This window comes from Mobilicoccus sp. (assembly GCF_032060985.1).
Lineage (GTDB): Bacteria > Actinomycetota > Actinomycetes > Actinomycetales > Dermatophilaceae > Mobilicoccus.
Genome location: NZ_DAMBGD010000022.1, coordinates 42,702 through 68,211, shown reverse-complemented (window position 1 = coordinate 68,211; position 25,510 = coordinate 42,702). Strand labels below are relative to the sequence as shown.

The window sequence follows — 25,510 nt, the reverse complement described above, 5'->3', positions numbered from 1 at the left end:
CATGCCGCCATGGCGCAGCAGGTCCAAATCGTCGATGCTGTCCGCGCCGGCCAACATGCCCCCGACCACGCACCGGGCCTTGACCGCGGCGTTCGCGCAGGGCACCGACAGGCTATCCAGGTGTTCACTCCACCCGGCCCGCTCGGCCAACGCCAACACCGGAGCCAGGCCCGCGCACGACACGAGATTCCCGTCATCAAAAACCGGGCGGATGCTGTGAGACGCTTTCACCTGCGAAGTGCCCCTTCGGCTAGGTCAGATGCTTGATGTGGTAATCACCATCTTCCCAGCTCAAGGGGCACTTCCGTCGTCACAACGCGCCACAGGGCACTACCTCGGACGGTGGATCAGGGCTGAGACGACCTGCACGCCGAGGATTCTTCGAGTCGGTTGAGAGAGATCACTGGAAGGAACCACCCAGTGGCCGCGCCTACGTCGCAGGCGCGTACTCACTCAGGTTCGTCGTACACCACGTTGCCGGACTCCGCTCGCCTTGGATCGAGCCGACCTGGTCGGAGTCGTGCTGCACGGTCGCTGGCGTCGGATCCTCACAACTACATGGCATACAGCGTGGTCAGGTGCCAGTTCGTGCAAAGTGGCCCGTGTGTCGGTGTGCAAAGTGGAACTCGTCTCGACAAGGGCGGCGGGGTGATGATGGGGATCCGCGTGGTCGCTGTCGACGTCGGGTCGGTTCGCTCCAACTTCGCTTGGGCAGGGCTCGATCTCCCGGGACGTCAGCCAGTGGGCGCAGGAGGGACGGAACCCCAAGGGGCCGCAGTCGCTGTACTTTCTGCGCTTACCACCGGTGCGCGGGTGGCGCTCGGGTTCGAGGCCCCCATCGTGCTTCCGGTCAGCCCTGTCGACCAGGTGGATGGGTGGAAGACGCTGGGGCAGGCGAGATCAGGCGAAACCGTGGGTGGTCGGTCGCGGCCTTGGTCGGCCGGGGCGGGCAGCAGTGCGTTGGCGACCGGCCTTGTGCAGATGGCGTGGGTGCTGCAACGCGTGAGTGCCGACCTGCCGGAGGTGTCATGCACAACGAGGCCTCACACGTGGCTGTCAGGGAGGGCGAACCTGTTCCTGTGGGAAGCGTTCGTGTCCGGGACGGCGAAGCCCGTTCCTGCCGGCACCAGCCAGCACGCCGCAGACGCGGCCGCTGCCGCCGCGACTTTCGCGGAACGCCTCGAGTCAGGGTCACTCGATGAGGCCGATGTCGTCTGCGCGCCGATGTCATCGTTCAACCTTGCCGCGGCGACGGCGGTCTACGCCCAGATGACGATCGACGTCGACGAACTTCACCTTCCGGCGCAGGTCTACCGCTAGGGGCCCGCCCAGTCATGAGCAAGAGGGTGCATTGGCGCCGCTGCCGCCTTCGCCCTGGCCGACACCCGCGCCAACCGACCGCCCGTCGTCACCCGGGACGGCGACTTCCGTGTCCTGGCGGGCTTGGGCCTGATCGAGCTGATCCAGGTCTGAGGTGGGAGGCAGCACGGACGGCCGGCGCGACCTGGCAAGACGCCGGGGCAGTGACCGGCGGGGGACGTGTCGGGGGCGATGAGGACGTCGGCCCCGGGGCCCCGACACGCGCAGGCACGGGCTCGGCCGTCACTGGCTCGCCGAGGTTTGGGCCCGGTGTCGGGGGCCGGCCAGGGGGTTCTAAGCAGCCGGGGGCGGGCGCCCGGCAGGCCCGTAAGCGGAAGATCCGCGGCTGGTGATCCGGTCGTCCAGGCTGCACGGTTCACAGGTGCCTGCTCGGTTCATGGGCTGGTGCAGAGGGCGGGGACGAGTCCTGCGTGGCTGGGCGAACCCGCCAGGCGGGCGCCGGCCGCACACAGTGCGCTTCCATCGTCCTCACCCCGGGTGAACGCCCTCCGGTTGTCTGCCGCCGTGGCGAAGGCGGGCCGAGGGAGGGAGACGTCAACCCCTGGTGCTCCCGGCCTGACCGGCCTCACGCCACCACTCCTGCCGTGAGGGCTGGTGAATGGTGCTTCCCAGGGCTGTTCGGTCGAATGCCACGGAGCACGAGCGCGCTCGCCAGGCAGATCTCCCAGGCGAAGAGCGGGATCGCGAGGAGGGGGATCGGTCCGGTCAGTCCGAACATCACGGCGACGTTCATCGTGGCGACCATGCCTCCGCCGACGAGACCGAGCACCGGGATGAAGCGCGGTACGAGCTGCTTACGAAGAAGCAGCAGGGCCAACACGGTGGCGTTGACGGGATTCACCAGCCCAGGTCCGACGATGAAGGTCCAGTCGTGGAGGAGGTGCAGGCCGGCCCCGACAGCGGGGTCGAGTCCCGGAGACGCGGTCGTGGCAGGCCTGGCGACGGCGGGGAGGACGGCCACCACGCCGACCAGGATGACGGAGGCCTCGAGGGTTCTCAGGGCGACGTACCCCACGGCCGCAGCCGGGCCGTGGGGTCGCAGCAGGGGGTACAGGAGGAGGCTCGTCCCGACGACCGCCAGCGCCAGGACGACCTCGAGCACGGAGGCAGTGAGGACCGACGCACGGCTGGCCAGTCCTGCGGTGCTGTCGGTGGCGGAGCCGCCGTAGAGGGGGAGTGCGAGCACCGAGGTGACCCAGGTGACGAAGTACAAGGCGGCGGCGGCCCGGGCGAGCCGGCGGTCGTGAAACATAGGGCTTCTCCCTTCGCGGTGTACGGCGTACACCTCTCGAGCCGTACGGTAGGTGTACGATGTACACTCCGTCAACCACCCATCCACGCCCCGGGAGCAAGAGCTATGCCATCGACGTCGCGCCCACCTCTGAGCCGGGGCACAGTGCTGCGCGCCGGACTGGCGCTGGCTGACGAGGAGGGGCTGGAGGCCGTGACGATGCGGCGCCTTGCGGAGCGGCTTGACGTGGTCCCGATGGCTCTCTACAGGCACGTGGCAGACAAGGAGGATCTGGTCGGCGGAATGGTCGATCTGCTCGTCGAGGCCATGGCCGAGCCCTCCGCGCCGGTGGTCTCCACGACCGACTGGCCACAGGCACTGCGGCAGGCTCTGTCCGGCGCGCGCCGCGTCGTCATGGCGCATACGTGGGCTCGCCGGGCCATCGAATCGCGGACGATCCGCACACCCGCTGTGCTCACCCACATGGAACGCGTCAGTGCGATCTTTCTCGCGTCAGGCTTCACTCCCGACCTCACCCATCACGTCATGCACCTGCTGGGCAACCGGATCTGGGGCTTCAGCCCTGAGCTCTTCACCGCCGGTTCGCCGGCTCCGGGGGGTCCCGCGGAAGAACGACCGGCGGCGCCTGCCCGTCGTTCACGGGGACCGGAGGTGGACCCGAACGACTACCCCTCGATCCTTGCCATCACGGCAGACGCCCGATCCCGTCGGCCGGGGGCCTCTGGTTGCGACGAGGACTTCGAGTTCGAGTTCTCCCTCGAGGTCCTGATTTCCGGCATCGCCCAGCTCCGTCGAACCGGATGGTCCTCGCCGGAGGGTCGCACAGGCTGAGTGGCTGCGAATGAGCCGCGCAGTGACACCTCTGACGGCCAATGGGTCCTGATAGGACGCCTGTCGCTGTCGCGTGCTCGGCGCGATCGGCGACGGTGACGACCTGCACAAACGCACCCCACGGTTCTGCTGGTGAGTACGTGACGTCGTTTCATCCGCCCAGCAGGCGGGTTCCAGGTCACGAGGGTCACGTGATCGTGTAGCAGTCCCTGATGTGGACGGGGTGTGGCGGATGGGTACACGAGCCGACGAGAACACGAGCGGCCTCCCGGGCCGCAGCGAACGCCTGGGTGTCGCCCTGTGCCGAGGCCGAGACCTGTGCACCCTCGTGAAGCAGCTGCAGCTGGTGGGCAAGGAGGTCGTCGTCGACCAGCCTCTCCAGGAGGCGGCGGGTCCAAGCCTTCTCGGCGCGGATCACGTCCACGGCCGGCCCGCCTCGGGGCCCCAGCTCGACCCAGGCTGCCACGAATGCGCACCCCCGGTGGTGCCGTCCGGCCCACTCCTGGGTGGCGTCGAACAGCACCCCGACAGCCTCCATCGCGTCGGCCGGCGTCACCCGCCGAAGCTCGGCGAGTAGGTACTCCTGCCACAGGTGGGCTCGCCGCTGCAGGTAGGCCGCGACCAGCCCCTCCTTGGACCCGAAGCGCTGGTAGAGCGTCCGCTTGGTCACCCCTGCCGTATCCGCCACCAGATCCACCCCGACCGCGGTGATGCCCTGCAGGTAGAACAGCTCGCTCGCGGTCGCGAGGATCCGCAGCCCGGCGGGGGTGGAGTTGGGCGCCGGCATCGGGGCAAGGTCGTCGAACGTGACCGTGATGGGAGGCATGCACTGACAGTATACCGATCGGTATACTTCACTGGACGACATGTGGAGATCGTGGGCGTTCGGTGCCCTGTTCGTGCTGCTCTGGAGTTCCGGGTTCGTCGGTGCCGAGTTGGCGGGCTCGACCCCCTGGCAGGGCGTGCTCGCGTGGCGCTACGTCATCACGACGGGTGTCCTCGCCCTGATGATCATCCCCCTGCGGCCTACCCTGACGCGGATCGAGGTGGGCCGGCAGATCGCTCTCGGGTTGCTGGCGCACGTCGTCTTCCTGGGTGGGGTCTTCGCCGCCCAGGGGGCCGGTCTGGCTCCGGGCACCGTCGCTCTCGTCTGTGCGCTCCAGCCGATGCTGGTCACCGTCGTCGGCGCGCTGGGGTGGGGAGACCGGATCCCAGGTCGCACGTGGTGGGGTCTGGCCCTCGGTCTGGTCGCCGTCGTGCTCACCGTAGGAAATCCGCGGGGCCTGGGGTTCGTCGTCCTGCTTCCGGTCGCCAGCCTGGTGGGGTTGTCAGCTGCTGCCATCCTGGAGCGGCGCTGGCGACCCCGCACCCACGTGGCGGTCGCTCTGGCCACCCAGTCGGCGGTGTCGGCCGCAGTCTTCGTGACCTGGGCGTGGATCGGTGGCACCCTCGCCGTCGAGGTCTCGACCCAGCTGGTCGGGGCGCTCGCGTGGCTGGTGGCGCTGTCCGGCATCGGCGGTTACGGCGCCTTCGTCCTTTGCCTACGACACCTGGGTGCCTCGACCACCAGCACACTGCTCTACCTCACACCCGCCGTCACGACGATCTGGGTATGGGGAATGCTGGGCGAGCACCCCAGCCCGGGAGCGCTGGCGGGGTTGACGGTCGCCGCGGTGGCCGTCGCTCTGGTGACCACCGCAAGATCCGGGGGCAGTGCGGCGTCGCACCCCTGACCTGCAGCGTTCGGCCGATCGTCGCCTCGGTGCCAGTCGGTCCCGAGGTGAGGCGGGTCAGCGCGTGGCGCGCCACTGCTGAACGAGCGCTGGGAGTTGTGTCCGGAGGAGGCAGAACAAGTCGGCGGCGTGAAGTGGGGTCTCGGTGGCGTTCACCGCGCGTCGTGCGTCCGTGGCCTCGCGAGGGGTCCGAACGGCCGAAAGGACGGCCCGCAGGACGGCCTTTCGGCCGAGGCAGGTGGAGCCCGCAGGCTGAGGATCCCCACGTGCGGGCCGAGCCATCGTGGTCGAGCACGCATTCCACCCCTCACCACGAGAAAGGCTCCACCATGACCACCGAGACGACCGTCGCCCCGACCACGCGCCAGGACCAGCAGGTCCCCGTCCAGGTGAAGCTCGCCGCAGCGTGGGCCGGCTTCATGTCGCTCTACATCTACGTCGACGTCCTCGGCCTCTACAAGCCGGGCGCCGTCGAGGGCATCCTCAAGGGCCAGGTCTGGAGATTCGACATCACCCAGAGCTTCGCCGTCGGCGCGCTGGCCAGTGCAGCGGTCCCGATCATGATGATCGTGCTCTCGACGGCCCTGCCCGCCCGCGCCAACCGCCTGACGAACCTCGTCGTCGCCTCCCTCCTCATTCCCTGGATGGCGTTCAACCTGGCGGGCGGTGAGTGGATCTACTACTACGGCCTGGGATTCGCCCTCGAGCTGATCCTCCTCGGCTTCATCCTCCGCTCCGCCTGGACCTGGCCCCGCAGCTCCGGGATCCCTAGCCTGAAGCAGTGACCCACGTCTGGCGCTCCGCCTGGCGGGAGCCGCGTGCCGCCGACCCCCCGCCCACGGGAGGGTGGGACTGGGCCCTCGCCGGGGGATTCACCGTCGCCGTGCTCGTCGAGGGCCTCGCGCGTCCAGGTCTGCCCTGGCGGCCGCTCGTCATCCTGCTCGCTCTGGCGCTGGCGCCCGCTCTCCTCCTGCGTCGGCGGCACCCCCTCGCAGCCTGCCTCGTCGGCTTCGGCGTCGCGGGGGTGTCGTCCGCCGTGCAGCGGTGGAGCGGCAGCGGCGACGTCGGCCTCTCCTCGATGACAATCGTGGTGGTCCTGCTCTACGGCCTCGTCCGGTGGGGCTCGGGCAGAGAGATCGTGCTCGGTCTGCCGTTCGTCGCCGCGGTCGTCGCCCTCGGCATGTCCATCACCCCGGTTCGGGGGACCGACATCGTCGGCGGAATCCTCTTCCTCCTGCTGTTCGTCGCCGTCGCTGCGGTAGTGCGTTCCCGCGCCGACCTGTGGGAGCGTCGCCGACGCGAGATCCGCAACCAGGAGCGACTGGCACTGGCCCGCGAGCTCCACGACACCGTGGCCCACCACATCTCCGCGATCGCCGTGCAGGCGCAGGCCGGTGGGGTGGTGGCACCCACCCGCCCCGATGAAGCGGCGCGGGTCCTCGCCGCGATCGAGTCCGAGGCCTCCCGCACGCTCGAGGCGATGCGGGCCATGGTGCGGGTACTCCGCGAAGACGCGTGGGAGGCCTACGCGCCGCAACCGGGGATGGCGGACCTTCCCACCCTGGCCCGCCCGGACGGGGTGCCCACCGTCACGGTCTCGCTCACCGGAACCGCGGCCCCGCTGCCGGGGGCGGTGGACGCCGCGATCTACCGGATCGCCCAGGAAGCCATGACCAACGCCCTCCGTCATGCCCGCGGCGCGACCCGCGTCGAGATCGACGTGAGCCGCGTGGGCGACCGGCTGAGGCTGGTCGTCACCGACGACGGACCGACCGTGCCGGGAGCGGGCGCGGAGCCGGGATTCGGCCTGACCGGCATGGCCGAGCGCGCGCAGCTGCTCGGCGGGTCGTTCGCGGCCGGCCCCCGGCCGGAGGGTGGCTGGGTGGTCGAGGCCGTCCTGCCCACGGAGGTGACCGCGTGAGCGTCCGCGTCGTGGTCGCCGACGATCAGGACCTGGTGCGGGCCGGGCTCGTGATGATCCTGCGTGCCCAGCCCGACATCGACGTCGTGGGGGAGGCGGCCGACGGCCTCGAGGCGGTCGAGGCGACGACCCGCCTGCGTCCGGACGTCCTCCTCGTCGACATCCGGATGCCCGGACTGGACGGCATCGAGGTGACGCGCCGCGTGGCCGGGCCGGGCGTGGCGCACCCGCCCGCGGTCGTCGTCATCACGACGTTCGATCTCGACGAGTACGTCCTCGGCGCCCTCCGGGCGGGCGCGCGGGGATTCCTGCTCAAGGACGCCGGCCCCGAGCTCCTCGTCCAGGCGATCCACGCCGCCGCCGACGGTGATGCGCTGATCGCCCCCAACGTCACCCGTCGCCTGCTGGCCGCGTTCGCGGACCGCGCGCCGACGGGCCCGAGTCAACCCGTCGACCCCCTCACCGAGCGCGAGGAGGAGGTCCTCGCGCTCGTGGCTCGCGGCCGCACCAATGTCGAGATCGCCGCCGAGCTGTTCATCGGTCTCAGCACGGTGAAGAGCCACATCGCGTCGTTGATGGCCAAACTCGGTGCCCGCAACCGGGTCGAGATCGCCTTGTGGGCCTACCAGACCAGGCGGGTGTGAGGGCCGGCGGCGGAGGCGTCTCGACCGGCGGGGAGGACCACGGCGGCCACCGTCGGGGACGGCGCCGGTCGAGCGTGCCGTACCCGTCGACAAGACCTCCCCCCTGTGGAAGGGTGCAGATGCACGTACATGTGCCGAGCTCCCCCAGGAGGCAGTGATGTCCAAGACCCAGCCCGAGCCGGTACGTGATCCCGACACCGACCACCTGCTCACTCCCGCGAACTGCCTCGTCGCTCTCATCGACTATCAGCCCGAGCAGTACGCGACCATCACGTCTGCCTCGAAGGAGCGGATCAACCTCAACGCCGAGGCCTTGTGTCGGCTGGCGATGGCCTACGAGGTGCCGGTCGTGCTCTCGACCGTCGGGGTGGACCTGGGCGTCAACCAGGGCACCGACGAGGTGCTGCGCGGCGCCCTTCCCGGCGTCGAGGAGATCGACCGGAGCGGGGTGAACGCCTGGGAGGACGCCGACTTCCGCGCCGCCATCGAGTCCAGCGGCCGACGCAAGGTCGTCATCGCCGGGCTGTGGAGCGAGGTCTGCCTCGCCTTCCCCACCCTCGACATGCTGCGCGAGGGCTACGAGGTCTTCCCGGTCGCCGACGCCGTCGGCGGCATCAGCCCGGTCGCCCACGAGCGGGCCTTCGAGCGGATGATCGCCGCGGGCGCCCAGCCGGTCACCGCGATCTCCTTCGGCGCCGAGCTCATGCGCAACTGGGCCCGCGCCGATTCCGACCACCTGCGTGCGGTCATGAACTGGTACTTCCCCAAGAAGGCCGAGCTGGACCGGCAGGAGGGCGTGACGCCGTGACGCCCCCGGAGGACAGGCCGGGGGTCACGGGAGCCCCGGGCACACCCGGTGCGGACGGCACCCCGATGGTCGTCGACGTCGTCGTAGTCGGAGCCGGACCCGTGGGGGAGAACCTCGGTCAGTACGCCACCGAGGGCACCGACCTCAGCGCCGTCCTCATCGAGGCCGAGCTCGTCGGCGGCGAATGCTCCTACTACGCGTGCATGCCGAGCAAGGCGCTGTTGCGCCCGGCCGAGGTCGCGCAGACCGCGGCCCATCTGCCCGGGGTGCGTGACGCCGCCCTCGACACGGCCGCCGTGCTGGGCCGACGGGACACGTGGGTCAACGGGTACGAGGACGGTTCGCAGGTCGACTGGGCGACGTCGGCCGGCCTCGAGGTGCTGCGCGGCCGAGCGCGCCTCGTCGGGGAACGCCTCGTGCAGGTCAGCGGCACCGACGGAGATCGGCTCGTCGAGGCCCGACGTGCGGTCGTCCTCGCCACCGGCAGCGAACCGGTCGTGCCCGAGATGTACGCCGACGCGGCTCCGTGGGGATCCCGCGACGCGACGGGCGTGGTCGAGGTCCCCGAGCGCGTCGCGATCATCGGTGGCGGTGTCGTCGCCTGCGAGGCCGCGACCTGGCTGGCCGCGCTCGGAGCCCACGTCACGCTGCTCGTGCGCGGCGACCGGGTCTTGCCCCGCGTCGAGCCCTTCGCGTCCGAGCGCGTCGCCGAGGCCCTGGGGGCGGCGGGGGTGAAGGTACGCCTGGGCGCGGAGGTCACCGCCTGTCGCCGCGACCGCGTCGAGCACACCGGCCTCGGCCGCCTCCACGGAGGCCCGGTCCTGCTGGAGCTGGCCGGGGAATCCGGAGAGACGCTGGAGGTCGACGAGCTGCTCGTCGCGACGGGGAGGCGTCCTCGTCTGAGCGACGTGGGCCTCGACTCGGTGGGCCTGGATGCCTCGGCGGTCCTCGAGGGCCGCACCCCGGACTGGCTCGTCGCGGTCGGGGACGCCTCCGGCGAGGCGCCACTGACCCACTGGGGCAAGTACCGCGCCCGGGTGCTCGGCGAGGAGATCGCCGCCGGCACTCTCGGCGCCGCCCCGGCCGTCGAGGCCGACACGGAGGACGACGTCGAGACCCCCGCACTCGCCTCGACCCCGCTGCCGACGGCCGTGCCCGTGACCCAGGTGATCTTCACGGATCCGCAGGTGGGCAGCGTGGGGATGACGGAGTCCGAGGCGCGAGCCGCGGGTCACCGCGTCGTCACGTCCCAGGCGCCGTGGACCGCGGCGGCCGGAGCGGCGTTGCTGCGTGACGACGTCGAGGGCGGCGCCATGTTCGTCGTCGACGAGGACTCGCACCTGCTCCTCGGAGCGACCTTCGTCGGACCCGGCGCCGGTGAGCTCGTCCACGCCGCCACCGTGGCGATCGTCGGCGCCGTGCCCGTCCACGTCCTGCGCCACGCGGTGCCGAGCTACCCCACCGCCTCGGAGCTGTGGCTGCGTCTCATCGAGGACCTGCCCCCACGTTTCCGCCGCCCGCCCGCAGGTCAGGAGGGCGGTCTGGTCCCCGGAAGGTCTCGTATTTAGGTGCACGTGCACCTATATGCGAGACTGGTGACATGTCGTCGTCGAAACAGCGGGGCACCACGCCGCGGACTCCGGAGAACGGGGGTCGGGGCGGACACCGCCCGCCACCGCCGTCCAGCGACCTCAGCGTGCGCACCTGGCGGGCGATGCTCGAGGTGCACGCCGCCCTCATCGGTGAGCTCGACGAACAGTTCCGCGCCCGGCACGGGCTCTCGGTCAGCGAGTTCGACGTGCTCATCAACATCGGCGCGAGGGAACGGGTGCGCCACGGCGAGCTGTCCTCCCGCGTGATCCTCACCCGCACCGCCCTCACCCGGCTCGTCGATCGACTCGTCCGGCGCGGTTGGCTGGTCCGCCTGCCCGACCCCCTGGATCAGCGCGCGACGCTCATCGCCCTCACGGACGAGGGCCGGCGCGTGCGGGCCGCCAGCGGGCGCACCAACCGCGACATCGTCCGGCGCACGTTCGCGGTGCTGGACCCCGGCCAGACGGCCATCCTCAACGACCTCGTCACGTGCCTGCGCGACGAGTCCAGCCACCCCAGCGACGAAGGGACACCCCATGACTGAGCGCAAGCTGGCGAATGTCTACGCCGGCGACGGATTCCACTGGGTCGGTGACGGCTTCTACGTCACCCAGGTACTGCCCGGCACCCCGGAGTTGCAGAAGGCCGCCGACCCGTTCCTGCTGCTGGACTACAACCCGGTCCGCGAGTACCCGCCGAGCACGCGGCTGCGCGGCGTCGGCCCGCACCCCCACCGTGGGTTCGAGACGGTGACCCTCGCCTTCGAAGGGGCCGTCCAGCACCACGACTCCACCGGTGGTGGCGGCACGATCTACCCGGGTGACGCGCAGTGGATGACCGCCGCCCGCGGGATCCTGCACAAGGAGTACCACGCGGAGGAGTTCGCCAAGACCGGCGGCCGCTTCCACATGATGCAGCTCTGGGTGAACCTGCCGGCCAAGGACAAGATGAGCGAGCCCGGCTACCAGGCCCTCACCGCCGAGTCCATGGGCAAGGTCAAGCTGGCCGGCGGCGGCACGGTCACCCTCTACGCCGGCGAGCTCGACGGGGAACGTGGACCGGCCCGCACCCACACCCCCATGGAGTTGTGGGACGTGCGCCTCAGCGCGAACGAGACCGCAGAGCTGGCCGTGCCCGACGGGCACACCCTCATGATCTTCGTCCTCGACGGCGACGTGACCACCGAGGGGGGGATGATCGGCTTCGAGAAGCTCGGTCTGTTCGAGCGCACAGGCGACACCGTGACCGTCACCGCCCCCGAGACCGGGGCCCGCTTCATCCTCCTCGGTGGTGAACCGATCGGCGAGCCCGTCATCTTCTACGGACCGTTCGCGATGAACACGCAGGCCGAGATCGTGCAGGCCGTCAACGACTTCAACGCGGGCACCTTCGGGACGCTGGTATGAGCGCCGGCGAGAACGGGCGCGTCCCCGTCATCGGCGTCCTCGTCGGCAGCACCCGACCGGTGCGGGCCGGGGGCCAGCTGGCCGACCAGATCGCCGAGCTGGCCCGGCTGCGCTCCGAGGCCGACATCACCATGATCGACCTCGCCGAGGTCGATCTCCCCCTCCTGGACGAGCCGGCGATGCCCGCCAAGGGCAACTACCAGCACGAACACACCCGCGCATAAAAGCGCACCATCGACGGTCTGGACGCGGTGATCGTCGTGTCCCCGCAGTACAACGGTGGCTACCCGGCGCCGTTGAAGAATGCCATCGACAGCCTCTACGCGGAGTGGCGGGACAAGCCGGTCCTGCTGGTGACCTACGGCTACCACGGTGGGCACAGCGCGGCCGAACAGCTGACCGTCGTCTTCGGCGTCGTCCGCGCCAACCTGCTGGACCCGCACGTGGAGATCACCGTGGTGGACAGTGACCGTGACGCCGCCGGCCACCTGTCGAACCCGTGCGACCTCGTCGAACGGCATCGTGCCGACCTGGAGGTCGGATTCGCCGCCATCCACGCGGCACTGGGGTGCTGACCCCGGACGCGTCACCCCCGTTCCCGACCGACCTCCCCACCGGTCTCTCCACCCGTTCTCCCGCCCGCCACAGAAGGGCCACACCATGTCCGATGTCCAGGTGAGCAACAACGAGGAGGCGCACCGCTATGAGGCCCACCTCGACGGTCGACTGGCCGGTTTCGCCGAGTACCAGCTCACGTCGGAGCTGATCGTCTTCACCCACACCGAGGTCGATCCCGCCTTCGAGGGGAAGGGGGTCGGTTCGGCGATCGCGCGCTTCGCGCTCGACGACGTGCGCGAGCGGGGCACCCACAAGGTGCTGCCGATCTGCCCCTTCATCAAGGGCTGGATCGGCAAGCACCGCGAGTACGTGGACCTGCTCTACGGCGCCCGCCCCTCGACCGCGAAGGACTGACGATGACCCGCAAGACGTTCACCGGGCCGATCGTCGACGTCTCCTTCGACGGCGAGCTGTGTCGTCACGCCGCCGAATGCGTCAACGGCATGCCCGAGGTCGTCGACGTCAGCCGACGGCCCTGGATCGATCCCGGTCAGGCCGCCGACCCCGACCGCGCCGCGCACCTGCGTGAGGTCGTCGGCCGGGGCCTGACCCCTCGTAGTGGACACGCTGAATCCCGCATCGCGGGTGAGAGCGAGAGGATCTGTCCATCATGGCCAGGAGGACTTACTCCGTAGAGTTCCGCCGTCAGGCGGTCGAGTTGTACGAGACGACCCCGGGGGCCACGGTCCGCGGGATCGCAGAGGATCTGGGGATCGTTCGGGGCACGTTGACGCAGTGGCTGCGCGAGCACGGCACGGGCAGGAAGGTCGCTGCCGACGGCACCCGGGTCGACAGTCCCGTCCACGCTGCCGGCGCGCGGAGCGCGTCGGCGCCCCCGCCAACCGGTGAGACCCCGGAGCAGGAGCTGGCTCGGCTACGGGCCAGGGTGCGGGAGTTGGAGGTCAACGAGGCGAAACTGACCACCGAGCGGGACATCCTGCAGAAGGCGGCCAAGTATTTCGCCGGGGAGACGCGCTGGTGAGTCGCTTCCAGTTCGTCGCCGACCATGCCGCCACCTACGAGGTGAAGCGACTGTGCCAGCTGCTGGAGGTTCAGCGTTCGTCCTACTACGCCTGGCTGCAGGCTGCGCCGGCGCGGGCCGAACGCGCCGCGGCGGACGCCGCGTTGGCGAGGCGGATCCGGGTTCTGCATCAGGGGGACAACACCCTGGGTGCCCCACGGGTCACCGCCGAACTCAACGACGGCGTCGAGCCGCAGGACCGGGTGAATCACAAGCGGGTGGCCCGGGTGATGCGCCTGGAGCACATCGTCGGCTATGTCAAGAAGCGCAGGGTCATCACCACCCGCCCCGAACCATCCCGAGAGGACGTTCCTGACCTGCTGCAACGAGACTTCACCGCCCAAGCGCCGAACATGAAGTACGTCGGCGACATCACGTACTTGCCCCTGGCGGACGGGTCGAACTGGTACCTGGCCACGGTGATCGACTGCTACTCCCGCCGCCTGGTCGGGTGGGCCATCGCCGATCACATGCGCACCGAACTTGTCGAAGACGCGCTGAAGGCTGCTGCCGCGCAACGGGGTTCCCTGGCCGGAGCGATCTTCCACTCCGATCACGGGTCGGTCTACACCTCGAAGGACTACGCCAAGCTGTGCCGCCGATTGCAGGTGACCCCTTCGATGGGTGCGGTCGGGTCATCGGCCGACAACGCCCTGGCCGAGGCGTTCAACGCGACCTTCAAACGCGAGGTTCTGCAAGACCGCCGCTGCTGGCCGAACGCTGACGCCTGCCGCCGCGAGACCTTCAAGTGGTTGACCCGGTACAACACCCGCCGACGCCACTCCTGGTGCGACCACCTCAGCCCCAACACCTACGAAGCCACCACCACGACCGCTACGCTGGCGACCGCCGCGTAATCAACCCCCGTGTCCACCCGCAGGGGTCAAGGCCCGCCGGTGCCCCTCAGGTGCGCTGCACATCGAGGAGCATCAGGGTAGGTCCGTCCTCTCGGCCCGCAGCCCCGCCACCGCCTCCACGGCGACGGCCTGATCAACGACGATCGGGCCGTCGCCGTGGAGGCGTTCGCTGTGTTGAGTGCGTGATGTGGGAACGACACCGACGACCTCTCGAGGCCGCGACCAGCGGCGTCGGCGCGACCGGCGTCGGTCCGTGAACTCGGCGGGTGATCGTGGTGGATTTCCGGGGCGAACAGACGATGAGGGGAGGGCACACCACCCCACATGGAGCAGACATGACCGACGACATCGTCACCCTTGCGCGGCGACAGGCCGAAGAGAGCGTCGACGCGCGGGAACGCGCATGGATCATCGCCCTGGCGCACATGGCCGAGATGCCCCAGGAGCATGTCTTCACCGTCGAGGAGGCACGGGACGTCATCGACGTCTGCGACGCGACGGCGGTGTTCCCCAGCGGCCCGGTCGGGCTCACCGCGGGAGGGTTCGACATCGAGGAGAACCCCGACTTCCAGCTCATCAACCTCGCGGTCGCGTCGGCTCCGCATCTGAGGTATCAGATCGGCTTCGGGAACGCCGGTTTCGTGGCTCTCGGCCTCACCCGCAGCGGCGTGATCGACGAAGGGATCACGCGTGCGGGAGCGGTGCTGCTCAGCGACTACGAGTCGGTCCTCGGCGATGTGGTGACGGTGGGGATCGCCGCAGCACTGCAGTTGGGGTACACCGGCCGCATCGACTTCCACGTCTGGATCGCCTACGCCGCGCCGGGCGCGACGTGCACCTACTACGCACTCGACGCCGAGAACGCGCAGCTCTACGTCACCGGCGAGTCCTCGCCCGACGAGTCGCCGGCCGTTCACGGCGGCATGGTCCTGGAGGAGTCGACGACGCCACGTCAGATCCACACGGAGCTCTACGCCCTGGGATGCGGTCTGGCGGCCTCCTTCGGCGTTCCGGAACCGCAACTCATCCAGCCCCCCCTCGAGGGAGACCACGAGTACTACGGTCCGGAGGTGCTGCAGCCCAAACGGCAGACCACCGGCGCCTGAACTGCGCCTCTGCCGCCGCTGACGCGTCTCACGCGCCGAGGTTGAACTCCTCGGGGTCGGGGCCGGAACGCTTGTCCTCGTTCAGCGCGGCGATGCTGTCCATCTGCGCCTGGCTGAGCTCGAAGTCGAGGATGTCGAGGTTCGACTCGATGCGGGCGGCCTTGGTGGAACGGGGGATGACGACGGAGCCGATCTGCAGGTGCCACCGGAGGATGACCTGCGCTGGGGTCTTTCCCGTGGCCGAGGCGACGGACCCGATGACCGGGTCGTCGATGATGCCGAGGCGGGCGCCGAGGGGGCTCCAGTCCTCGGTGACGATGCCCTGCTCGTCGTCGAAGGCCCGCAGATCCGTCTGCTGCAGGTAGGGATGCACCTCGATCTGATTGATCGCGGGGAACTCACCGGTCTCGTCGGCGAGGCGGCGCAGGTGCTGCTCGTGGAAGTTGCAGACGCCGACGGCCTTGGCCAGGCCGTCCTCCCGCAACTGCAGCAACGCCTTCCACGTGTCGACGTAGGCGTCCTTGGCGGGGACAGGCCAGTGGATGAGGTACAGGTCGACGTACTCGGTGCCGAGCTTGCGCAGTGACTCCTCCATCGCCTCCCGCGTCGAGTCGAAACCCTGGCGGTCGTTCCACACCTTCGTGGTGAGGAAGATGTCCTCGCGGGGGATCTCCGTCTGACGGAGGGCTCGACCCACGCCCTCCTCGTTGCCGTAGATCGCGGCCGTGTCGATGCTGCGGTAGCCGGTCTTGAGCGCGTGGAGCACGGCCTCGGTGACGGCCTCGTCGGGCACCTCCCAGGTGCCGAAGCCGATCTGCGGGATCTGGATCGTGCCGGAGCCGGCGCGCAGGGCGAGGGTGGGAACAGTGGTCATGCCCTCCGTTTCCCTCCGAGGCGGTCTCCGAAACCCCTGGACACCACAGGGGGACGGTCCGGCACGGCCATCCGTGCGCCGCGCCGGTCAGCCGATGCGCGTGCCGACGAGGGTGCCGATGCCGTAGGTGATCGCCATGGCGGTGAGACCTCCGAGGACGTTGCGGACCAGGGCCGGTCGCACCCGCGCACCGCCGAGACGGGCACTGACGGTGCCGGTGATGGCGAGCGCCGTCGCGGCCGCGACGACGGTGACGATGATCCGGGTGTCCGCGGGCAGGAACAGCACCGTGATGAGCGGCAAGAACGCGCCGAGGACGAAGGAGGCGATCGACGCCCAGGCCGCGTGCCAGGGGTTGGTGAAGTCCTCCTCCCCGAAGCCGAGTTCGACCTCGGCGTGCGCGGCGAACGCGTCACGCTCGGTGAGCTGCACCGCGACCTGCCGAGCGAGGTCCGGCGACAGGCCCCGGGCCTCGTACAGCGAGGTCAGTTCGTCGAGCTCCTCGTTCGGGAAGTGCTCGAGTTCGTACTTCTCCTTCTGTACCAGGGCCCTCTCGGTGTCGCGCTGTGTCGACACCGAGACGTACTCACCGACCCCCATGGACAGGGCGCCGGCGGTGAGTCCGGCGAGGCCGGCGGTGAGCAGGGCATCGTTCCCGACACCGGACGCCGCGACACCGATGACGAGGCTGGACGTCGACACGATCCCGTCGTTCGCGCCCAGCACACCGGCCCGCAGCCAGTTGAGCCGCGCGCCCGTCCCTCCCACGTGCGCCTCTCCGGAGTGCGACCCCGCATCCCGACCGTTCATGGGTCCTCCTCGTTCGATCGTCCCGGCGCCCCGGCAGGTGACGGCCTCGTACCCATCCTGCCCAGACCGGAGCGCGGAGGACGACTCGCCGACCCCTCGAGGGAGATTCCTCTCAGCGCGCGCTCAGCAGGCTGGGGAGTCCGGTGCTCGACGCGACCTCGGATCGCCCGGCGCGGGCGGGCGCCGCCCTCTATCGTTCGGCCATGCGACCTCGACATCTCGGCCCCTTCACCGTCTCGGCGATCGGTCTCGGCGCCATGCCGCTGTCGATGGGGGCGAACGCGCGCCCGGATCGTGCGCAGGCGCTCGCCACGGTCCACGCGGCGCTCGATGCGGGGGTCACGTTCATCGACACGGCCGACATCTATGCGCCGACCTGGGACACGATGGGCCACAACGAGGAGATCGTCGCCGAGGCGCTCGCCTCCTACGGCGACGTGGGGGGCGTCGTCGTCGGGACCAAGGGCGGCATCACCCGCGGTGAGGGCGAGACCTGGGGTCGCGACGGCTCTCCCGAGTACCTGCGCGGCGCGGTCGAGGCGTCCCTGCGCGCCCTGCGGCGCGACGTCATCGACCTCTATCAGTGGCACCGGCCCGACCGGTGGCGCGTCTACGGCGAGTGCATCGCCACGCTCAAGGAACTGCAGGAGGAGGGCCAGATCCGCGCGATCGGCATCTCGAACGCCGACGTCGAGGAGATCGACGTCGCGCTCGAGGTCCTCGGCGAAGGTGGGCTCGCCTCGGTGCAGAACGAGTTCTCCCCGCGATTTCGCAGCAGCCGTGACGAACTCGAGCACTGTGCCGCGCACGGTGTCGCCTTCCTCCCGTGGAGCCCGCTCGGGGGTACCGGGACCGCGAGCAAGGAGGTGGGGGCGCTCTACCCCGTCTTCGACGAGATCGGCGAGGCTCGCGGGGTGAGTCCTCAACAGGTCGTGCTCGCGTGGGAGCTCTCGCTGGGCGACCACGTCGTCCCGATCCCGGGCGCGAGCCGCCCGGCGTCGATCGAGGACTCGGCGCGCGCCGCGGACCTCGATCTCACCGACGAGGAGATCACGCAGATCGAGTCACAGTTCCGCTGAGGCACCGCCCGCTGCGGCACACGAGCTGAGGCGCCACCCGCTGCGGCGCCACCGCCGTGAGGTCACCCCGACCGAGTGTGCTCACCGCCCCACCGCCCCACCGCCCCTGCGCGTCGCCGAGGCCGCATTGTCGACATGCCCGTACGTGTTTGCGAAACACGTTGTGTGACAACGGTATTCACGAACGAACGCCGGTGGAAAAGCGGGCGCACGGGTCGTCGAAGGGTCACACTTCTGCTCGCCCGGCCACTGTGGTCGGCATCAGGACGAAGGATGATCCATGTCTCGACGCGCTGTTCCCCTGACCGCTGTCATCGCAGCGGCATGCGCACTCGGCCTCGCCCCCGCCCCGGGCGTCGCCACCGCCGCCGGCCACGACGCCGGCGGCCCCGTCCTCGTGAGCCCGTCCGAGCGATCGGCTCTCGTCGCCGAGGCCCAGAAGGGTTCCCCCGACTCGTCAAGGCCATCGGCCTCACCCCCCATGACGGGCTGGTCGTCAAGGACGTGCTCAAGGACTCCGACGGCACCACCCACGTGCGTGCCGACCGCACCTTCCGCGGCCTGCCGGTCGTCGGTGGGGACGTCGTCATCGACCGTGCCCGCGACGGTCGCGTGACCGGCGTCCACGGCACGTTCGTCTCACCCTTGAACCTCGACATCACGCCCGACATCCCGACCGCCACCGCGCAGACCCGGGGTGTCGCGGCCGCCAGGTCGGCCCCCCACGCCGAGAAGCTCGCGACCGTGACCCCGGAGGGGGCGTCCCTCGTCGTCCTCGTCGGGGACGTCGCCTCACCCACCCTCGCGTACGAGGTGAGGACGACCGGTATGCGCAAGGACCAGACGCCGTCGCGCATCAAGGCCTACGTCGACGCCGACACCGGCGCACCCCTCGGCGCCGACGAGCAGATCAAGAACGGCACCGGACGCGGCATCTTCGTCGGCACCGTGCCGCTCACGACGGCCACCGGCACCTCCGGCTACGAGCTGCGCAATCCCTCGACGGGCAACTACACCACCGACCTGCAGCAGAACACGTTCAACCCCGACACGACCTCAGGGCCCGCGGGGACGCTCTTCACGGACGCCGACGACGTCTGGGGCACCGGCTCCCAGAGCGACCGCCAGAGCGCCGCGGTCGACGCCCAGTACGGCGCCGACGCGACGTTTGGGTTCTACAAGAACGTCATGGGTCGCAACGGCATCTGGAACAACGGCACCGGCGCCCGCTCCCGCGTCCATTACGGCAACAACTACAGCAACGCTAGGTGGGACGGACAGCAGATGACCTACGGCGACGGCGCGAACAACGCCAACCCGCTCGTCGAGCTCGACGTCGCCGCCCACGAGATGACCCACGGCGTCACCGAGAACACCGCCGCCCTCATCTACAGCGGGGACGCCGGCGGCCTCAACGAGGCCACCTCCGACATCCTCGGCACGGCCGTCGAGTGGTACGCGAACCTGTCGAGCGACGTGCCGGACTACCTCATGGGCGAACTCATCGACATCAACGGCAACGGCACGCCGCTGCGGTACATGGACAAGCCGAGCAAGGACGGGTTCAGCCCCGACTGCTGGAGCAGCACCGTCGGCAGCAAGGACCCGCACGCCTCCTCCGGCCCGCTCAACCACTGGTACTACCTCGCCTCCGAGGGGTCGGGCACGAAGTCGATCAACGGCACGACCTACTCGAGCCCCACGTGCAACGGCTCCAGCGTCAACGGCGCCGGGCGCGGCAACGTCGAGAAGGTCTGGTATCGCACCCTGTCGACCAAGCTCACGTCGCGGTCCACGTACAAGAACGCGCGGGAGGGGGCGATCACCTCGGCCATCGAGCTCTACGGTGCCGACAGCCAGACCTGCCGCAGCGTCGAGGCCGCCTTCTCGGCCATCAACGTGCCCGCCGGCACCGCGAAGTGCAGCACGGCCACGCCGACGCCGACGCCGACGCCCACGCCGACGCCGACCCCCACCCCGACGCCGACCCCCACCCCGACGCCCACCCCCACGCCGACGCCGGGCACGAACGTCGTCGTCAACGGTGGCTTCGAGAGCGGCCAGACCGGATGGACGGGCTCCAACGGACCCATCACGAACAACTCCGGCCGCCCGGCCCGCACGGGGACGTGGAAGATGTGGCTGCTCGGCAACGGCACCAGCACGACCGAACGTGAGGACCAGCAGGTCACCGTCCCTGCGAACGGCAAGCTCACGTTCTTCCTCGCCGTCGACACGGCGGAGAGCACGACGAGCCGGGCCTACGACACGATGCGCGTGCAGGTCGTCGACCCCTCGACCGGCGCCGCGACCACGCTCAAGACGTACTCCAACCTGGACCGGTCCTCCGGTTACGTCCAGCGCACGTTCGACCTGTCCTCCTACGCGGGCCGCACCGTGACGCTGCGGTTCACCGGCACCGAGGACTCCTCGAGGCAGACGAGCTTCGTCGTCGACGACGTCGCCCTCTCCTGAGCGGGGACTCACGCCGTCCCACTGTGCGAGGGGACACGAGTGAGGCCGCACCCACGATCCTCGTGGGTGCGGCCTCGCCGCGTTCTCGGAGTGTCTGCACCGGCCGCCCGGTCAGCTGCGTGTGGGGAATCCGTTCGCGACGGTCGGTTCGGGGCGGGACGCCGTGCGCAGCCACACCCGGAAGAACGGGCTGAGCTCCTGGCCGGAGATCTTCTCGGCCATGGCCTCGAACTCCTCGACGGTGGCGTTGCCGTGACGGTGCTTGGCCGTCCACGTGCGGACGAGATGGAAGAACGCCGCATCCCCGATGCGGTTGCGGAGGGCGTGCACGGCCATCGCACCCCGGTCGTACACCGCGCCGTCGAACTGGTTGTCCGGTCCCGGGTCCGCGACGACGACCCGCCAGAACGCCGCGTCGGCGGGCTGCTTGGCGTACTCCGCCTCGAACGTCTTCTGAGCGGAGTCGCCGCCGTGCTGCTCGTCCCAGAGCCATTCCGCGTAGCTGGCGAAACCCTCGTTGAGCCAGATGTCCTTCCAGTGATGGACGCTCACGGAGTTCCCGAACCACTGGTGGGCGTTCTCGTGGACGACCACGCCCATGTTCTGCCCCTTGGCCCAGAACTTGGGCGAGTACACGGGGCGGGTCTGGTTCTCGAGCGCGAACCCGAACTTGCCGACCGGTGCGACACCGCCGACGGCCTCGAAGGGGTAGGGGCCGAAGACGCGCGAGAGCCAGTCGACGACCTCGGGCGTGCGACCGATGTCCCGACGGGCGCGCTGGCCCGCCTCGCCCCCGCCGACGGCGTAGGCGTTGAGGGAGGGAAGGCCGCTCTTCGTCTCACCCTTGACGACGTCGAACTGGCCGATCGCCGCGAACGCGAGGTAGCTCGCCATGGGCGTGCGGACGCGCCAGTTCCACGTGTCGGTGGTCCTGCCGAACCGCTGCGACCGCAGGACGCCGTTGCTGATGGCCTCGACGCCCTTGGGAACGGTGAGGGAGATGTCGTACCTGGCCTTGTCGAGCGGGTGGTCGTTGCTCGGGAACCACCAGGCGGCGATCTCCGGCTCGCCGATGGCGACGGCGCCGTCGGCGTTCTTGACCCACGGGGTCCACTCGAACGGCTGGGTCGCGGACGGGACACCGGCGTAGGTGACCGTGACGACCATGTCCCGCCCGGCCCGCACGGGACGGGCGGGGGTGACGACGAGTTCCTGCCCCTTGACCTGCCGGAACCGCGCCGGTTTGCCGTCGACGGTGACCTTCGTCGCCCGGAGGACGAGGTCGAGGTCGAACCGGGAGAGGTTCTTGGTCGCCTTCGCGGTGATCGTCGTCGTGCCGGTGAGGAGATCGGTGGCCGGGTCGTAGGCGACCTTGATGCCGTAGTGCCGCACGTCGTAACCGCCGTTGCCGTACAGCGGGTAGTAGGAGTCACCGATCCCCGGGGCGCCGGGTGTCGGGGGGAGGTGGCCCCGGGTCGTGTGGCGCGCGGCGACCGGAGCCGGGACGGATGCGGAGGTGGGGGTGGACTCGGCGACGGACGGTGCCGCGGCGGCCGGGGTGCCGGCGGCGGCAGGGGCCGCACCCGTCGCGACGCCGGTGATCGTCGCGAGACCGAAGGCCGTCGCCACGGCGATCGCGGCTCTCCCGCGATGGACGACAGAAGTGGGGCGCATATCCGAACTCCTTGACGGACAGATGGATTCGTGGAATCTCGTCCTATCGCGCCAGGCCCCCGCCACCCACCCCCTGAGCAGGCTGTTCACGTCCCCGTGACCTTTTCGTGACCTGAGCGCGTCACGATCACGAGCCGTGGCAGGGGCAGGCCGATGCCGCGGAGCCACCGCGGGGTCGCCGGGGTATGCCGAGGGGTGCCTCGGGCCAGGGGCGCCTCAGAGCCAGTCGGAACGGCGGAACAGGGCGTAGAGCCCGACGCAGGCGCCGACGATGACGCCCATGACGACGAAGTAGCCGTATCGGGTGTGTAGTTCGGGCATGTAATCGAAGTTCATGCCGTAGATGCCGGCGATCATCGTCGGCAGTGCGGCGATCGCGACCCACGCCGAGATCTTGCGCATGTCTTCGTTCTGCTGGACCGAGACCTGGGAGAGGTAGGCCGAGAGGGCGTCCGAGAGCAGGTGGTCATAGCCTTCGGCGTGCTCGACGACCTGCATGAGGTGGTCGAGGACGTCGGCGAAGAACGGTCGCAGCTTCTTGGGGATGAGCGACCGCGCGTCGCCGGTGACGAGTCGGCGCAATGGGATGACGAGCGGGACGGCGCCGCGCTTGAACTCGAGGACCTCGCGCTTGAGCTTGTAGATGTCGGTGCTCTGCACGTCGTGGTCGCCGGCGAAGATCGCCTCCTCGATGTCGGTGAGGTCCGAGCCGAGCTCACCGTCGATCTGCAGGTAGGTGTCGACGATGAGGTCGAGGATGGCGTGCATGACCGCGAGTGGGCCGAGCTTGAGCCGCTCGGGACGTCCTTCGAGGTGGGCCCGGAGGCCGGCGAGCGGGTTGGCCTCGCCGTTGCGGATCGTGAGGACGAACCGGTCGCCGACGAACATCATGAGTTCGCCGGTCTCCACGTCGCTGGTCGCCTCGATGTACCGCATCGTCTTGAGCGAGACGAAGACGTTCTCCTCGTAGAAGTCGATCTTGGGACGCTGGTTGCCGGTGAGGGCGTCCTCCACGGCGAGGGGGTGCAGGTGCAACTCGTCGTTGACCGCGGCGAACTCCTCGTGCGTGGGGTCCTTGACCCCGATCCACAGGAACCCGTGGCCCTGTTCGCGGAGGCGTTCCAACTCGGTGCTGAGGTCGCCGCACGGGCGGCGCATGCCCTCGATGTACACGGCCATGTCGACGATCACCCGACCATTGTCGGGCCCTCACGGGGTCGCCGCGACCACCGCCGATCTCGCGACCGGACGAACGTCACGATCCCCCGGGCAGGAGGGCGGTGCGCTCGAGGCGCAGGTCGGTGCCGACGGCGAGGAGATCTCCCGGCTCGAGCGGCTGCCACGGCCCGTCGTCGAGGCGTTCGCTCGCGACGACGACCGACGGGGTGTCGGCGAGGTGGTCGCTCGTCACCCGGGTGCCGAGGGAGCTGCGGTGATCCAGGCGGGCGCCGTCCGCCGCGCGGTCGAGGACCCACAGCTCATGGGCCGCGGGGTGGCGCCACGCCCACAGGCGTCCCGGCTCGGCGAGGACGGCGTTGGCCGACACGACCGGGAGTTCGGCGGCGATCCAGGCGAGGGCGGCGCGGATCCCGGCCCCGACGTCTCCCTCCGCCCGGCGGATCTCGCGGGTGACGAGCGCGAAGAGGCGCTCGGAGTCGGTGTCGCCGCGCACGAGGGACATGTCGTGGCCGAGGTGTCGTTCGAGGCGCGGAAGGTCGCCGATGACGCCGTTGTGGGCGAAGATCCGCCCGTCGAGCGTGAACGGGTGCGTGTTGCGCGGCGCGATCGGCGTCCCGGTCGCCTTGCGCACGTGGGCGACGAACGTCGCGCTGTGTCGTGCGTGCGCCTCGGTGGCGAACGCGGGGTCGTGGTCGGCGGCGAGCGGCTGCTTCTCCACGTGCGGTCGGCCCTGCTCGTCGAACCAGCCGAGGCCCGTGCCGTCGGGATTCTCACGCGACTGCCGCACGAGGGAGTCCGGGGCGTCGAGCAGCCAGAACGCGGCGAGCACCCGCGCGTGTCCCGCCGTCAGACCGAAGAGACGACACATGCGCCTCACCTCCTCGTGGCGACGCCCGTCGCCGGGCCGGCCGGGCCGACGACCGGGTGGGCGATCAGGGCGCGGAGTCGGGTATGCCCTTGGCGGTGCCGACCTCGTACGCCCGCGTCGGGGTCATCGGCACGCCGTCGATCTTGACCGTCTTGTAGGGGCTGACGTGGGCGCATCCGGACTGCTTGGCGCTGCGGGTGGCCCGGGAGCTCGGTGAGCCGCCCCCCGCGGGCGTCGACGGTGCGGCGGACGGCCGGGAGGTCGACGACGAGGGGGACGTGGCCGCCGAGCTCGGGGCCGTGGGGGCCGAGAGCGATTCGTCGGCGATCATCTTGGCGAAGAGGTCCTTGGCCCGCGGCGCCGGCACGAGTCGGTTGGAGTTCTGCGGGTCGACCACCGTCGGCATGGTCGTGAACGTGATGGCCTCGGTGGGCACCCGCCCCGCGTCGGCGGCGAGCGCGACGAGATCGTCGACGCCGCCGAGGTTCTCGTCGACGGTGACGGCCTTGGTCGCGGCGTCGGCGAGGCGGTAGAGCGCCACCGGGTCCGAGAGGGTGCCGGCGCCCTTGAGCTCCCGCACCATCGAGGAGAGGAACAGGTGCTGCGCCTGGGTGCGGCCGATGTCGCTGCCGTCGCCGAAGCCGTGCCGCGAGCGGACGAACTGCAGCGCACTCTCCCCGACGAGTGTGTGCTCGCCCTTCTTGAGCTTGAGGTGGGAGTAGGTGTCGTAGACGTCGGCGTCGACGCAGACGGGCACGCCGCCGATCGCGTCGGACATCGTGACGACCCCGGCGAAGTCGACCATCGCGAAGTGGTCGATCGGGATGCCGGTGAGGTGGTGGACGGCCGAGACCTGACACCCCGGTCCGCCGGTGAGGGCGCTGTTGATCATCCCGCGGTGGGCGGGGATCGCCTTGCCCGTGCGCACGTCGGTGCACGCGGGGATCTGCGCCATCGTGTCGCGGGGGATGCTCATCACCGTGGCGTTGGAGCGGTCCGCGGCGAGGTGGACGAGCAGCATGACGTCGCCGTTGATCTCGTCGGAGTCGCAGGCACCGCCGAGCTTGCAGTCCGCCTCGTCGCGGCGCCCGTCGGAGCCGATGACGAGGACGTCGATGGGCGTGTGCCCACCCGGTCCGATCGTGCGGCGTCCCGCGTCGCCGACGGGGGCCGTGCGCAGGTTGTCAGAGAGATGCCGGAACCCCCACACGCCGACGCCGGCGAGGGCGAGGAGCAGGACGAGGACGATCGAGAGGACGATCCACAGCACCCGCCGCCTGGAACGGGGGGCGGGAGCGGCGTCCTGGGGCGGCGTGGAAGACATGAGACGACCACGGTAATGCCTCTCGACGACGAGGCGGGGGGTGTCCGGACGGCCCGG

At 70.1% G+C, this 25,510-nt stretch carries 24 protein-coding genes and 2 pseudogenes; 17 read left to right on the top strand and 9 right to left on the bottom strand.

Translation table 11 applies throughout. The annotated features are described in order from the left end of the window. Positions 1–231: pseudogene (locus tag RT054_RS15255) on the bottom strand (IS1380 family transposase); the annotation flags it as partial. 582 nt (positions 232–813) lie between these two features. Between RT054_RS15255 and RT054_RS15250 the strand changes: the two are divergent. Further along, positions 814–1,320 (top strand): hypothetical protein, encoded by a 507-nt coding sequence (locus tag RT054_RS15250; RefSeq protein ID WP_313025271.1) that lies wholly within the window; start codon positions 814–816, stop codon positions 1,318–1,320. Between the two features lie 625 nt (positions 1,321–1,945). Here the strand turns inward: RT054_RS15250 and RT054_RS15245 are convergent. Beyond that, positions 1,946–2,632 carry a DUF4386 domain-containing protein gene (locus RT054_RS15245; RefSeq protein WP_313025269.1) on the bottom strand — a complete coding sequence of 229 codons (687 nt, stop codon included), beginning with the start codon at positions 2,630–2,632 and terminating at the stop codon, positions 1,946–1,948. Between the two features lie 144 nt (positions 2,633–2,776). On the opposite strand from RT054_RS15245, the gene RT054_RS15240 reads away from it, so the two are divergent. Further along, a complete protein-coding gene (locus RT054_RS15240) occupies positions 2,777–3,463 on the top strand; it encodes a TetR/AcrR family transcriptional regulator (RefSeq protein ID WP_313025266.1) in 687 nt (228 codons plus the stop codon). Positions 3,464–3,650: 187 nt separating this feature from the next. Here RT054_RS15240 and RT054_RS15235 read toward each other — a convergent pair whose 3' ends face one another. Further along, positions 3,651–4,289 carry a TetR/AcrR family transcriptional regulator gene (locus RT054_RS15235; protein WP_313025263.1) on the bottom strand — a complete coding sequence of 213 codons (639 nt, stop codon included), beginning with the start codon at positions 4,287–4,289 and terminating at the stop codon, positions 3,651–3,653. 40 nt (positions 4,290–4,329) lie between these two features. On the opposite strand from RT054_RS15235, the gene RT054_RS15230 reads away from it, so the two are divergent. The 13 genes and pseudogenes from RT054_RS15230 (at position 4,330) to RT054_RS15165 (ending at position 15,170) form a co-directional block, all read left to right on the top strand. Next, the gene (locus tag RT054_RS15230) at positions 4,330–5,196 is read left to right on the top strand and encodes a DMT family transporter (protein WP_313025260.1); all 867 of its coding nucleotides are present in this window, start codon (positions 4,330–4,332) and stop codon (positions 5,194–5,196) included. 329 nt (positions 5,197–5,525) lie between these two features. Next, on the top strand, positions 5,526–5,981 hold the full coding sequence (locus RT054_RS15225; protein ID WP_313025257.1) for a DUF6326 family protein: 456 nt from the start codon (positions 5,526–5,528) through the stop codon (positions 5,979–5,981). After that, positions 5,978–7,117 carry a sensor histidine kinase gene (locus RT054_RS15220; RefSeq protein ID WP_313025254.1) on the top strand — a complete coding sequence of 380 codons (1,140 nt, stop codon included), beginning with the start codon at positions 5,978–5,980 and terminating at the stop codon, positions 7,115–7,117. Before RT054_RS15225 ends, RT054_RS15220 begins: the two co-directional genes overlap by 4 nt. Next, positions 7,114–7,761, top strand: coding sequence for a response regulator transcription factor (locus tag RT054_RS15215; protein WP_313025251.1), 648 nt, complete (start codon positions 7,114–7,116; stop codon positions 7,759–7,761). The genes RT054_RS15220 and RT054_RS15215 overlap by 4 nt, the downstream gene beginning before the upstream one ends. A gap of 157 nt (positions 7,762–7,918) precedes the next feature. Further along, on the top strand, positions 7,919–8,569 hold the full coding sequence (locus RT054_RS15210) for an isochorismatase family protein (protein ID WP_313025248.1): 651 nt from the start codon (positions 7,919–7,921) through the stop codon (positions 8,567–8,569). Positions 8,570–8,634: 65 nt separating this feature from the next. Beyond that, complete coding sequence (locus tag RT054_RS15205; protein ID WP_313025277.1) at positions 8,635–10,137, top strand: NAD(P)/FAD-dependent oxidoreductase; 1,503 nt, start codon at positions 8,635–8,637, stop codon at positions 10,135–10,137. A gap of 32 nt (positions 10,138–10,169) precedes the next feature. After that, the gene (locus RT054_RS15200; RefSeq protein ID WP_313025245.1) at positions 10,170–10,706 is read left to right on the top strand and encodes a MarR family winged helix-turn-helix transcriptional regulator; all 537 of its coding nucleotides are present in this window, start codon (positions 10,170–10,172) and stop codon (positions 10,704–10,706) included. After that, positions 10,699–11,568 carry a pirin family protein gene (locus RT054_RS15195; RefSeq protein WP_313025242.1) on the top strand — a complete coding sequence of 290 codons (870 nt, stop codon included), beginning with the start codon at positions 10,699–10,701 and terminating at the stop codon, positions 11,566–11,568. Before RT054_RS15200 ends, RT054_RS15195 begins: the two co-directional genes overlap by 8 nt. Further along, a pseudogene (locus RT054_RS16560) lies at positions 11,565–12,143 on the top strand (NADPH-dependent FMN reductase). Before RT054_RS15195 ends, RT054_RS16560 begins: the two are co-directional and overlap by 4 nt. A gap of 85 nt (positions 12,144–12,228) precedes the next feature. Continuing rightward, on the top strand, positions 12,229–12,540 hold the full coding sequence (locus RT054_RS16555) for a GNAT family N-acetyltransferase (RefSeq protein WP_396837321.1): 312 nt from the start codon (positions 12,229–12,231) through the stop codon (positions 12,538–12,540). A 2-nt stretch (positions 12,541–12,542) separates the two neighbouring features. Then, the gene (locus tag RT054_RS15175) at positions 12,543–12,821 is read left to right on the top strand and encodes a (4Fe-4S)-binding protein (protein WP_313025236.1); all 279 of its coding nucleotides are present in this window, start codon (positions 12,543–12,545) and stop codon (positions 12,819–12,821) included. Beyond that, positions 12,797–14,064 (top strand): IS3 family transposase gene (locus RT054_RS15170; protein WP_313025233.1). Its coding sequence is split into 2 segments (ribosomal slippage): positions 12,797–13,148 and positions 13,148–14,064, totalling 1,269 coding nucleotides; the frame shifts between segments, so codons are not numbered across the junction. Before RT054_RS15175 ends, RT054_RS15170 begins: the two co-directional genes overlap by 25 nt. Positions 14,065–14,399: 335 nt before the next feature. Continuing rightward, positions 14,400–15,170 carry a hypothetical protein gene (locus RT054_RS15165; protein ID WP_312722673.1) on the top strand — a complete coding sequence of 257 codons (771 nt, stop codon included), beginning with the start codon at positions 14,400–14,402 and terminating at the stop codon, positions 15,168–15,170. Positions 15,171–15,198: 28 nt separating this feature from the next. Here the strand turns inward: RT054_RS15165 and RT054_RS15160 are convergent, their stop codons facing one another. Further along, positions 15,199–16,044 (bottom strand): aldo/keto reductase, encoded by an 846-nt coding sequence (locus RT054_RS15160; protein WP_312722672.1) that lies wholly within the window; start codon positions 16,042–16,044, stop codon positions 15,199–15,201. An 87-nt stretch (positions 16,045–16,131) separates the two neighbouring features. Beyond that, the gene (locus RT054_RS15155) at positions 16,132–16,854 is read right to left on the bottom strand and encodes a VIT family protein (protein ID WP_313025226.1); all 723 of its coding nucleotides are present in this window, start codon (positions 16,852–16,854) and stop codon (positions 16,132–16,134) included. A gap of 203 nt (positions 16,855–17,057) precedes the next feature. On the opposite strand from RT054_RS15155, the gene RT054_RS15150 reads away from it, so the two are divergent. Together RT054_RS15150 and RT054_RS15145 are read left to right on the top strand one after the other, a co-directional pair. Beyond that, a complete protein-coding gene (locus RT054_RS15150; protein WP_313025223.1) occupies positions 17,058–17,933 on the top strand; it encodes an aldo/keto reductase in 876 nt (291 codons plus the stop codon). A gap of 504 nt (positions 17,934–18,437) precedes the next feature. Then, entirely contained in the window at positions 18,438–20,408 is a 1,971-nt protein-coding gene (locus tag RT054_RS15145; protein WP_313025219.1) for a M4 family metallopeptidase, read from the top strand. Between the two features lie 111 nt (positions 20,409–20,519). On the opposite strand, the gene RT054_RS15140 is transcribed toward RT054_RS15145, so the two are convergent. From RT054_RS15140 to RT054_RS15125, 4 genes are all read right to left on the bottom strand, one after another. Continuing rightward, on the bottom strand, positions 20,520–22,082 hold the full coding sequence (locus RT054_RS15140; protein WP_313025216.1) for a M1 family metallopeptidase: 1,563 nt from the start codon (positions 22,080–22,082) through the stop codon (positions 20,520–20,522). Between the two features lie 216 nt (positions 22,083–22,298). Beyond that, complete coding sequence (corA, locus tag RT054_RS15135) at positions 22,299–23,273, bottom strand: magnesium/cobalt transporter CorA (protein ID WP_312721330.1); 975 nt, start codon at positions 23,271–23,273, stop codon at positions 22,299–22,301. Positions 23,274–23,337: 64 nt separating this feature from the next. Next, positions 23,338–24,129 carry a class II glutamine amidotransferase gene (locus RT054_RS15130; RefSeq protein WP_313025211.1) on the bottom strand — a complete coding sequence of 264 codons (792 nt, stop codon included), beginning with the start codon at positions 24,127–24,129 and terminating at the stop codon, positions 23,338–23,340. 64 nt (positions 24,130–24,193) lie between these two features. Beyond that, positions 24,194–25,453, bottom strand: a complete 1,260-nt coding sequence (locus tag RT054_RS15125; protein ID WP_312721334.1) for an LCP family protein — start codon at positions 25,451–25,453, stop codon at positions 24,194–24,196. Positions 25,454–25,510: the final 57 nt, after the last annotated feature.